Genomic DNA, 10,353 nt, shown 5'->3' with positions numbered 1-10,353 from the left:
GTGAGGTGGGTGCCACCGTCGCGCTGCGGAATGTTGTTGGTGAAGCACAGCACCTGCTCGTTGTAGCCGCTGTTCCACTGCATCGCCACTTCGACGCCGATGTTGGTGTCCTGGTCGCTCTGGCGGTCGCCGGTGGCGTGAAAGATGTTGGGGTTCAGGACGCTTTTGCCCTTGTTGATGAAGTTGACGAAGCCGCGCACGCCATCGGCACCAGAAAAGTCGTCTTCCTTGCCGCTGCGCTCGTCTTTCAGGCGAATACGCACGCCGTTGTTCAAAAAGCTCAGTTCGCGCAGACGCTTGGCCAGTACCTCATAGTGGAAATCGTTGTTTTCCTTGAAGATATCGGTGTCAGGCAAAAAATGCACTTCGGTGCCGCGGCGCTCGGTCCCGCCGGTGACGCGCATGGGCGACACCTCGACGCCATCGACCACTTCGATCAGGCGGTTCTGCACAAAACCCCGGCTGAATTCGAGCGTGTGCACCTTGCCGTCGCGGCGCACCGTGAGGCGCAGCATTTTGCTCAGCGCGTTGACGCAGCTCACGCCCACGCCGTGCAGGCCGCCCGACACCTTGTAGCTGTTCTGGTTGAACTTGCCGCCGGCGTGCAGCTCGGTCAGGGCAATCTCTGAGGCGCTGCGCCTGGGCTCGTGCTTGTCGTCCATCTTGACGCCGGTCGGGATGCCCCGGCCGTTATCGACCACGCTCACCGAGTTGTCGGTGTGGATGGTGACCAGAATGTCGTCGCAATGGCCGGCCAGCGATTCGTCGATGGAGTTGTCCACCACCTCGAACACCAGATGGTGCAAGCCGGTGCCGTCAGAGGTGTCGCCAATGTACATGCCGGGGCGCTTGCGCACGGCTTCCAGACCTTCGAGAATCTGGATCGAACCTTCACCGTAAGCCTCGGAAGCGCCTGCCTGGTGGGCGTCGATGGTGGGCTGAAAGTTGGAGCTGTCAGCCGTGCTTTCGCCGGTGTGAACATTGTTCTCAGGGGGCTGGGCGGGCGTGTTTTCTTCGGTCATGGCGGAGTCAGTGGGGTTTGAAAGGGGCAAGGCAGCAGCGGCTTAGATGCGCATCGGCATCACCACATACTTGAACGTGGTGTTGTCAGGAATGGTGAACAGCGCCGAGCTGTTGCCGTCGGAGAGCTCCAGCGTCACCATGTCTTGCGACATGTTGCTCAGCGCATCGATGAGGTAGGTCACGTTGAAGCCGATTTCGATGCTGTCGCCCGCGTAGTCGATGTCGAGCTCGTCCACGGCTTCTTCCTGCTCGGCATTGTTGGCGGCCACGCGCAGGGTGCCGGGGTCGATGTTGATGCGCACACCCTTGAACTTTTCGCTGGTCAAAATGGCGGTGCGCTGCAGCGTGGCCAACAGCGCAGCGCGGCCCAGCGTGATGCTGTTGTGGTGGTTGCGCGGAATCACGCGGTTGTAGTCGGGGAACTTGCCCTCGACCAGCTTGCTGACGAATTCCATGCCGTCAAAGCTGAACTTGGCCTGGTTGTTGGCAAATTGCATCTCAATGGCACCTTCGGCATCGGACAGCAGGCGCTGCAGCTCGAGCACGGTCTTGCGCGGCAAAATCACCTCCTGCTTGGGCACCTCGACGTCAAGCGTGGCGCTGACAAAAGCCAAGCGGTGGCCGTCGGTGGCAACCAGGCTGAGCTGCTGGCCTTCGGCCACGAACAAAATCCCGTTCAGGTAGTAGCGGATGTCGTGCACCGCCATGGCAAACGACACCTGGCTCAGCAGGCTTTTAAGCGTTTTTTGCGGCACGCTGAAAGCCGGGCCAAAGTTGGCCGACTCCTGCACCAGCGGAAAGTCTTCGGCGGGCATGGTTTGCAGCGTGAACTTGCTTTTGCCACCCTTGAGAATGAGCTTGGCGGCGCTGGATTCGAGCGAGACCAGCTGATCGTTTGGCATGGTACGCAAGATGTCGATCAACTTGCGTGCGCCCACGGTGGTGGTGAAATCGCCGGTATCGCCACCCAGCTCGGCAGCGGTGCGGATCTGGATTTCGAGGTCGCTGGTGGTGAGCTGCAGCGCATCGCCGGTCTTGCGAATCAGCACATTGGCCAGAATGGGCAGCGTATGGCGACGCTCGACAATGCCCGAGACCGCCTGCAAAACCGACAAAACCTTGTCTTGGGTGGCTTTTAAAACAATCATGTCATCCTCTTGGGTTCAATGGCTAACAGGCTTGACCACGATTGGCCCAACCCGGATTTTGATAGAAAGGCTATTTTCCCACTCATTTGTGTCAGACCTTTAAGGTCAGCCTTTCAGCGTCTGTTCCAGCACGTGTAATTGCTGGTTGAGTTCGGTGACCTGCTGGCGCTCGCCGCCGATCTTGCGCACCGCATGCAGCACTGTGGTGTGGTCGCGCCCGCCAAACATTTCGCCGATTTCGGGCAGGCTTTTTTGCGTGAGTTCCTTGGCCAGGTACATGGCAATCTGGCGCGGCCGGGCAATGCTGGCGGGGCGCTTTTTGGAATACATGTCGGCGATCTTGATTTTGTAATAGTCGGCCACCGTCTTCTGGATGTTTTCCACCGAAATCTGGCGGTTCTGGATGGACAGCAGGTCGCGCAGCGCCTCGCGCGCCAGCAAAATGGAAATTTCTTTTTGGTTGAAGCGCGAATACGCCAAAATTTTGCGCAGCGCGCCTTCGAGCTCGCGCACGTTGGAGCGCACGTTTTTGGCCACAAAAAAGGCCACTTCTTCGGGCATCACGATGCCCTCGGCCTTGGCCTTGTTGATCAGGATGGCGACGCGCATTTCAAGCTCAGGCGGCTCGATGGCCACCGTCAGGCCCGAGTCAAAACGCGACACCAGGCGCTCGTGGATGTCAGCCAGGCCCTTGGGATAGGTGTCGCTGGTCATGACAATGTGCGACTTTTTGGCCAGCAGCGCCTCGAAGGCGTTAAAAAACTCCTCTTGCGTGCGCTCCTTGTTGGCAAAAAACTGCACATCGTCGATCAGCAACAAATCAAGCGAGTGGTAGCGCTCCTTGAATTCGTCAAACGCCTTGCGCTGGTAGGCTTTCACCACATCGGTGACAAACTGCTCGGCGTGAATGTAGAGCACCTTGGCGCTGGGGTGGTCAGCCATCAACTGGTTGCCCACCGCGTGCATCAGGTGGGTTTTGCCCAGGCCCACGCCGCCATAAATGAACAAAGGGTTGTACAGACGGCCCGGCATGCCGGCCACGTGCATGGCCGCCGCGCGCGCCATGCGGTTGGCACTGCCTTCGACCAGGGCGTCAAACGTCAACGCCGTGTTGAGGCGGCTTTTCAGCGGCTCGGCCGGGCGAAAATGGTCGGCTTCGGCGAGCGATTCAGCCAACACGACGGTCGAGGCAATTTTCGGCTCGGGCTTGCGGGAAACGGCTTCGCGGGCGGCGAGCGCCAGCTCGATCTGCACGGCCTGCCCAGTCAGGCGCTCCATGATCAGCGCCAGCCGCTGGCTGTACTGGGCCCGGATCCAGTCCATTTTGAAACGGTTGGCGACAAAAATAGTGACTTTGCCCAAGTCGTCGGCGACCTGGGCCGACAGCGGCTTGATCCAGGTCTGAAACTGTTGTTCGGGAAGTTCCTGCGCCAGCTGATCGATACAGGCTTGCCAAAAATCTGCGCCACTTTGGTCTTGCACGGCTGGGGAGGTGGGGTGGAGTCCCTCGGTCATTTTGCGATTTGTTTCTGTGGATAATTTTGATTTCTGACCCTCTGTATTCTAAATTATCAAATGCTTATCCACACTACGGGTCTTCCCGTGATTCACCGGCCGTCAAAAAATTTGCGATAATCCGCGGTTCGCCCGAGCTGTTCAGGTGAAATAACGTTCATGCCGTTGGCATAAGTCAACATACCGGGGCAGGTTGCCTCCGAGCTTCTTAGGATTTCCAAAAATGAAACGCACTTACCAACCCTCCAAAATTCGTCGCGCCCGTACCCATGGCTTTCTGGTGCGCATGAAAACCCGTGGCGGTCGTGCCGTGATCAACGCGCGCCGCGCCAAAGGCCGCAAGCGTCTGGCTGTCTGATCGAGCGCTTAACGCAGTTCGCTCTCATGTGCTGCAACGCTTGACACACTTTGCAACGGCTCAAAAGTCGGCGTCAGTTCCAGGTCGTGCTGGCGGGATCGACGCTGGCGCGCACCGCGCATTTTGCCCTGCATGCCGTGGCACTGAACGCTGATCCGGTGGACCTGAGCGCCAAACCTTTGTTCAACGTGGCAACCGTCTGGCTGGGTGCCATGGTGCCCAAACGCTGGGCCAAGCGCGCCGTGACACGCAACGCACTGAAGCGCCAGATTTACGCCGTGAGCCAGTTGTACCAAGCCCGATTGCCGGTGGCCGCCTATGTGGTGCGGCTGCGCAGTGGTTTTGACCGGGCGCAGTTTGTGAGCGCCAGCTCTGATGCCCTGAAGCTGGCGGCACGAACCGAGTTGCAACTGCTCCTGGAGCGCGCCAGCGGTGCCGCTCCCGGCCATGGCGCGACTGTGACGGCGTGATGGCAAGGTTGTTGATTCTGCTGGTCAGGGGCTATCGGCTTTTTTTGAGCCCCTGGCTGGGTTCATCGTGTCGCTTCGAGCCGACCTGTTCCGTTTATGCGCTGCAGGCGCTGCAACGTTTTGGTGGCGCCCGGGGCAGCTACCTGATGCTGCGACGCATCGGGCGCTGCCACCCCTGGTGTGATGGCGGGCTTGATCCAGTGCCTGAAGCATCGCCCAAGGCCTCGTCCCGTTTGTTTACCCGGTTGATTCCCTCTTCCACTCAAAAGAAGTCCTCATGAACGATATCCGCCGCACCATTTTGTGGGTGATTTTTGGTTTTTCCCTGGTCATGTTGTGGGATCAATGGCAGGTTTACAACGGCCGCAAAGCCACTTTCTTCCCCAGCAGCACACCCGCCGTCGTGCAAACCCAAGACCCAACGGCTGGCGCCAGCGTGCCAGGCAGTCTGCCCAGCAGCGTGCCTGTGGCCAGCAGCAGCGTGGCAGGTGCCGACCAAATCGCCGGGGCGGTGCCCGCTTTGGCAGCGCCTGTTGCTGCGCCCGCCGCCGGGCAGGAACTGGTGCAGGTCGAAACCGATGTTTTCAAACTCACTTTCAGCACCGAAGGCGGCTCGCTGGTCAAGGCCGAACTGCTCAAACACGCCGATATGGCGGACAAAAGCCGCAATTTCGTCCTGTTCAACAACAGCATGGACCGTGTCTATCTGGCCCATTCCGGGCTGATCGCCAGCGCGGGCGGCCCTGCCCTGCCAACCCACAAAACGATCATGACGCTGGCACCCGGCGAGCGCCGCTTGCCCGAGGGCAGCCAGAGCCTGGAACTGCGTTTTGAGTCGCCCGAGGTGGGCGGCGTCCAGCTCGTCAAGACCTACACGCTCACTCGCGGCAGCTACGTGGTGGCCGTCAAGCACGAGGTCGTCAATGTGGGCGCGGCAGCGGTCGCCCCGCAGCTTTACCTGCAACTGGTGCGTGACGGCAACAAGCCGCCGGGCGAATCGTCGTTTTATTTCACCTTTACCGGCCCGGCCGTTTACACCGAAGCCCAGAAATACCAGAAGGTCGATTTTTCCGACATCGAAAAAGGCAAGGTTGACATTGAAAAGACCGCACAAAACGGCTACGTGGCCATGGTGCAGCACTACTTTGCCAGCGCCTGGCTGCTGGCCGACGGCATCCAGCGCGACCTGTTTGCGCGCAAAGTCGATACCAACCTTTACTCGGTGGGCATGATTGCACCGCTGGAGTCGATTGCACCGGGGGCTCGCAAAACCATTGCCACCACGCTCTATGCCGGCCCGCAGGAAGAAAAAATCCTGGAGGCACTGGCCCCCGGGCTGGAACTGGTCAAGGACTACGGCTGGCTGACCATTCTGGCCAAGCCGCTGTACTGGCTGCTCGACAAGTTACACAGCTTCATCAACAACTGGGGCTGGTCGATCGTGGCGCTGGTGCTGTTGCTCAAGGCGGCGTTTTACTGGCTCAATGCCAAGGCCTATTCGAGCATGGCCAAGATGAAGGCAGTGAACCCGCGCATCATGGAAATGCGCGAGCGCCTGAAAGACAACCCGCAGCAAATGCAGCAGGAAATGATGCGCATTTACCGCGAGGAAAAGGTCAACCCGATGGGCGGCTGCTTCCCGATCATGATCCAGATTCCGGTATTCATTGCGCTCTATTGGGTGCTGCTGGCCAGCGTCGAGATGCGCAACGCGCCGTGGCTGGGCTGGATTCACGACCTCTCCAGCCCCGACCCGCTCTACATTTTGCCGATCGTGATGGCGCTGACCACCATTTTGCAGACCTCGTTGAATCCGGCACCGCCAGACCCGATGCAGGCCAAGCTAATGTGGTTCATGCCGCTGGCTTTCAGCGTGATGTTCTTCTTCTTCCCGGCCGGTCTGGTGCTGTACTGGATCACCAACAACGTGCTGTCGATTGCCCAGCAGTGGGTTATCAACACCCGCATGGGCGTGCCGCCGAAGTTCCACCTGCCGAAATTCTGAGACCTTGTGGGACAGACCAAAGCGACACGCAGTGTGCGTGCTCTGTCCCCAACTGATTGGATCGCCCCGTGAGCCTGCCACGCCACAGTGACCCGATCGTGGCAATTGCCACGGCGCCGGGTCGCGGTGCTGTGGGCATGGTGCGGGTCAGTGGGCGCGGCTTGCAGGCGCTGGTGCTGGCACTGTGCGGACGGCCCCTCAAACCGCGCGAAGCCACTTACACCGCATTTCTTGACGACACTGGCCAGGCTATCGACCATGGCCTGGCGCTTTATTTTGTTGCGCCGCATTCTTTTACCGGCGAAGACGTGCTGGAGCTGCAAGCCCACGGCGGGCCGGTCGTGCTGCAACTGCTGCTGGCGCGCTGCCTGCAGGCGGCAGCCGAACCGAACGCCACCGGTCAGGCACGGCTGGCGCATTTGCGCGTGGCGCTGCCAGGCGAGTTTTCCGAGCGCGCCTTTCTCAACGACAAGATCGACCTGGCACAGGCCGAAGCCATTGCCGACCTGATCGACGCCAGCACCGAGGCCGCGGCGCGCAGCGCCAGCCGCTCGCTGGCCGGGGCTTTTTCGCAAGAAGTGCACCAATTGCGCGATGCCCTGATCCATTTGCGCATGCTGGTCGAAGCGACACTCGACTTCCCCGAAGAGGATATCGACTTTTTGCAAAAGGCCGATGCGCAGGGGCAGCTCGCACAACTGATTCAGAATTTGACGGCGCTGATGGCCTGCGCGCAACAGGGCGCGCTGCTGCGCGAAGGCATCAAGGTGGTCATTGCGGGCCAGCCCAACGCCGGCAAGTCGTCCCTGCTTAACGCGCTGGCCGGGTCCGAACTGGCCATCGTCACCGCCATTGCGGGCACCACCCGCGACAAGGTGCAGCAAACCATCCAGATCGAGGGCGTGCCGGTGCATGTGGTGGACACCGCCGGTCTGCGCGACAGCGACGACGAGGTTGAAAAGATCGGTATCGCCCACGCCTGGGACGCCATTGCGCAAGCCGATGCGGTGCTTTTTCTGCATGACCTGACGCGCCTGGACCTTGCCGCTTACCGCGCCGACGATGCCGCCATCGCCCAAACCATCGCCAAAAAGATACCCAGGCAGGTGCCGGTGATCGAGGTCTGGAACAAGATGGACACCGCCCCGGCGCATGACCTGCCGGACGGCTTGCAGCTGTCAGCCAAAACCGGTGCCGGGCTTGATGCGCTGCGCCATAAGCTGCTCCAGGTGGCCGGCTGGCAGTCGGGCTCGGAAGGCGTTTTTATGGCACGTGAGCGCCACGTGCAGGCCTTGCAGCAGACGCAAGACCATCTGCAGGCGGCACAAATGCACCTGCAAGCCCAAGCGCAAGCGCTGGATTTGTTGGCCGAAGAATTGCGGCTGGCGCAAAACGCCCTGGGCGAGATCACCGGTGAATTCACCTCGGACGATTTGCTGGGTGTGATTTTTTCAAGTTTTTGTATCGGCAAGTAAGCTCGAAGGCGCGTAAAGCGGCTCCTGCAGCAAGGCGCTGGCACGCCTGCCGCGCTCACCCAGAAAAAACTCCTTGATGAACGGGTGCGACTGCGCCATCACCTCGGCGGCGCTGCCATCAGCCACGATGTGGCGGTCTGCCACCACGGCGATACGGGTGCTGAGCTCAAGCAGCGTGTCGAGGTCGTGCGTGACCATGACCACGGTCAGACCCAGTTCCTGGTGCAAAGACTGCAATAACGCACAAAATTCGTCAGCGCTGCCGGGGTCGAGCCCGGCGGTGGGCTCGTCGAGCAGCAGCAGCGGCGGGTCCATGATCAGCGCGCGCGCCAGCGCCGCGCGCTTGGTCATGCCGCCCGATAAATCAGCTGGCATTTTGTGCGCCGCCGTGGCGTCGAGCCCGACCATGCGCAGCTTGACCATGGCCACGTCAACGATCAGGTCGCGCGGCAAGGTATTGAGCTCGCGCAGGGCGAAGGCGATGTTGTCGAGCACACTGAAAGCAGAAAACAGCGCGCCGTGCTGAAACAGCATGCCGACCCGGCTCGCGGCGCCCTCGCGCCCCATGCTCGATGCCGCCTCGCCCAACACCGTGACGCGGCCGCGCGCGGGCACTTCCAGGCCCAACATCTGGCGCAGCAGCACGGTTTTGCCACTGCCGGAGCCGCCCACGATCGACAGCAGCTCCCCGCTGCCGATGCGCAGGCTCAGGTCTTGGTGAATCACCACGTCGCGCCCAGCCTCGTGAAACACCGACCACAACTTGTCAATCTCGACCACGGACTGCTTCTCAAGCATGGGTTGCTTCATAGGCCGACATTCTTGAAAACCACGGCAAACACCGCATCCACCAGCAGCACCACCGTGATCGCCGTGACCACCGAGGCCGTGGTGCCCTGGCCCAGGCTTTCGGTGTTGGGCTTGACACGCAGGCCATAGTGGCAGCCGATCAGCGCAATCAGCAGTCCGAACACCACCGACTTGCCCAAGCCCAGCCACAGGTTGCTGAGCTCGACCGCATCTGGCAGCGCGGCAAAAAAATACGCGGGTGTCACGCCCAGCACCACGTCGGCGGCCAGCATACCGCCCAGCAGCGCGGCCAGCGTGGTCCAGACGCTGATCAGCGGCATGGCAATGGCCATAGCGATGGCGCGCGGCAGCACCAGCCGGTAGCCCTGGGCGATACCCATGACGCGCATGGCATCAAGCTCTTCAGTCACGCGCATCACGCCGATCTGCGCGGTAATGGCCGACCCCGAGCGCCCGGCAATCAAAATGGCCGCCAGCATCGGCCCCAACTCGCGGATGACGGCAAGACCGAGGATGTTGACGATGAAGGTGTCGGCGCCGAACTGGCGCAATTGGCGCGACATCAGGTAGGCCAGCACCACGCCAATGGTAAAACCCACCAGGGCAGTCACCGGCAGCGCGGTAGCCCCGATGCGGTACAGGTGGCCCGACACATCGCGCCAGGGGCCGCGCCGGGGTGCGCGCAGCAACGTCACCCCATCGAGCAGCAACTGCCCCGCCAGCGTCAACAATCCCAGCACATGGTCCCACAGTTGAAACAGCAATTCGCCCAGCCGCAGGTACAGCTGCGCCACCGAACGCCGCGCCGGTTTGGCCACCGGTGCCGTGAAGCGCGCCACCCGCGCCAGCATGGTGCGCTGGCCAGTGTGCAACTGCACCTGCGCCGGCCACTGGCGGCCCCAGGTATTCCACAGCAATTGCGCGCCAGTGTGATCGAGCCGGGTGATGGCGCGCAAGTCCCAGGTCACGACGCCCTGGGTGACCAGGTCAGCCAACCCCTGGCTGACGCGGCGCCAGCTGGTCGGCTCGGCCAGCCACGCCGCGCTCCAACTGCCGCCCAGCACCGCACAGTGACCACCGTCGGCGGCAGTTTGCAGGGTCAGGGTGGGGGCAGATTCGGGCATGGTGCAAGTGGTGTGTTCGGAATGTTAACGGCAACGCGGCGGCGGCTGGTTTTTTCGACCTTGTGCGAGTCGTGGGGCAAAATGTTGACCGAGACAAGGCCCAGGCCGCGCCATGACCACGACAAAAGAAAGAGTTTCGCCATGAACACCCACTACGACTACATCATCATTGGTGCTGGCACGGCCGGTTGCCTGCTGGCCAACCGCTTGTCGCGGGATGCAAGCAAACGCGTGCTGCTGATCGAGGCGGGCCGTTTGGACAACTACCACTGGATTCACATTCCGGTGGGCTACCTCTATTGCATTGGCAATCCGCGCACCGACTGGCTTTACAAAACCGAGCCCGATGCCGGCCTGAACGGGCGCAGCCTGCGCTACCCGCGCGGCAAGGTGCTGGGCGGCTGCAGCAGCATCAACGGCATGAT

At 61.2% G+C, this 10,353-nt stretch carries 11 protein-coding genes; 6 read left to right on the top strand and 5 right to left on the bottom strand.

Annotated elements, in window-relative coordinates; translation table 11 throughout:
- The 3 genes from IBX54_RS09125 to dnaA form a co-directional block, all read right to left on the bottom strand.
- The coding region (locus tag IBX54_RS09125) for an ATP-binding protein (RefSeq protein WP_296542348.1) at window positions 1-1,022 on the bottom strand (1,022 nt) is incomplete at its 3' end.
- 42 nt (window positions 1,023-1,064) lie between these two features.
- A complete protein-coding gene (dnaN, locus tag IBX54_RS09120) occupies window positions 1,065-2,171 on the bottom strand; it encodes a DNA polymerase III subunit beta (RefSeq protein WP_296542347.1) in 1,107 nt (368 codons plus the stop codon).
- 105 nt (window positions 2,172-2,276) lie between these two features.
- On the bottom strand, window positions 2,277-3,686 hold the full coding sequence (gene dnaA / locus IBX54_RS09115) for a chromosomal replication initiator protein DnaA (protein WP_296542346.1): 1,410 nt from the start codon (window positions 3,684-3,686) through the stop codon (window positions 2,277-2,279).
- A gap of 223 nt (window positions 3,687-3,909) precedes the next feature.
- On the opposite strand from dnaA, the gene rpmH reads away from it, so the two are divergent.
- From rpmH to mnmE, 5 genes are all read left to right on the top strand, one after another.
- Window positions 3,910-4,044 carry a 50S ribosomal protein L34 gene (gene rpmH, locus IBX54_RS09110; RefSeq protein ID WP_006299042.1) on the top strand — a complete coding sequence of 45 codons (135 nt, stop codon included), beginning with the start codon at window positions 3,910-3,912 and terminating at the stop codon, window positions 4,042-4,044.
- 50 nt (window positions 4,045-4,094) lie between these two features.
- Window positions 4,095-4,514, top strand: coding sequence for a ribonuclease P protein component (locus tag IBX54_RS09105; protein ID WP_296542345.1), 420 nt, complete (start codon window positions 4,095-4,097; stop codon window positions 4,512-4,514).
- Entirely contained in the window at window positions 4,511-4,795 is a 285-nt protein-coding gene (yidD, locus tag IBX54_RS09100) for a membrane protein insertion efficiency factor YidD (RefSeq protein WP_296542344.1), read from the top strand. The genes IBX54_RS09105 and yidD overlap by 4 nt, the downstream gene beginning before the upstream one ends.
- Window positions 4,792-6,519, top strand: coding sequence for a membrane protein insertase YidC (gene yidC, locus IBX54_RS09095; RefSeq protein ID WP_296542343.1), 1,728 nt, complete (start codon window positions 4,792-4,794; stop codon window positions 6,517-6,519). Before yidD ends, yidC begins: the two co-directional genes overlap by 4 nt.
- Window positions 6,520-6,587: 68 nt before the next feature.
- Window positions 6,588-7,994: a tRNA uridine-5-carboxymethylaminomethyl(34) synthesis GTPase MnmE gene (gene mnmE, locus IBX54_RS09090; protein ID WP_296542342.1), complete on the top strand. Its 1,407-nt coding sequence runs from the start codon at window positions 6,588-6,590 to the stop codon at window positions 7,992-7,994.
- Here mnmE and IBX54_RS09085 read toward each other — a convergent pair.
- Both IBX54_RS09085 and IBX54_RS09080 read right to left on the bottom strand, forming a co-directional pair.
- Complete coding sequence (locus IBX54_RS09085) at window positions 7,971-8,804, bottom strand: ABC transporter ATP-binding protein (RefSeq protein ID WP_296542341.1); 834 nt, start codon at window positions 8,802-8,804, stop codon at window positions 7,971-7,973. The genes mnmE and IBX54_RS09085 overlap by 24 nt on opposite strands.
- Window positions 8,801-9,928 (bottom strand): ABC transporter permease, encoded by a 1,128-nt coding sequence (locus IBX54_RS09080; RefSeq protein ID WP_296542340.1) that lies wholly within the window; start codon window positions 9,926-9,928, stop codon window positions 8,801-8,803. The genes IBX54_RS09085 and IBX54_RS09080 overlap by 4 nt, the downstream gene beginning before the upstream one ends.
- Before the next feature lie 141 nt (window positions 9,929-10,069).
- Here IBX54_RS09080 and IBX54_RS09075 point away from each other — a divergent pair.
- Window positions 10,070-10,353: GMC family oxidoreductase N-terminal domain-containing protein (locus IBX54_RS09075; RefSeq protein ID WP_296542339.1), on the top strand; the 284-nt coding region annotated here is incomplete at its 3' end.

The organism is Rhodoferax sp. (assembly GCF_014859475.1).
Classification (GTDB): Bacteria; Pseudomonadota; Gammaproteobacteria; order Burkholderiales; family Burkholderiaceae_C; genus Rhodoferax.
This window is presented reverse-complemented; position numbering and strand designations above follow the sequence as displayed.

Excerpts from the sequence above, each read along its gene's own strand:
- dnaN (WP_296542347.1), bottom strand. The coding sequence starts at position 2,171 with ATGATTGTTTTAAAAGCCACCCAAGACAAGGTTTTGTCGGTTTTGCAG.
- dnaA (WP_296542346.1), bottom strand. The coding sequence starts at position 3,686 with ATGACCGAGGGACTCCACCCCACCTCCCCAGCCGTGCAAGACCAAAGT.
- rpmH (WP_006299042.1), top strand. The coding sequence starts at position 3,910 with ATGAAACGCACTTACCAACCCTCCAAAATTCGTCGCGCCCGTACCCAT.
- yidC (WP_296542343.1), top strand. The coding sequence starts at position 4,792 with ATGAACGATATCCGCCGCACCATTTTGTGGGTGATTTTTGGTTTTTCC.
- IBX54_RS09085 (WP_296542341.1), bottom strand. The coding sequence starts at position 8,804 with ATGAAGCAACCCATGCTTGAGAAGCAGTCCGTGGTCGAGATTGACAAG.
- IBX54_RS09080 (WP_296542340.1), bottom strand. The coding sequence starts at position 9,928 with ATGCCCGAATCTGCCCCCACCCTGACCCTGCAAACTGCCGCCGACGGT.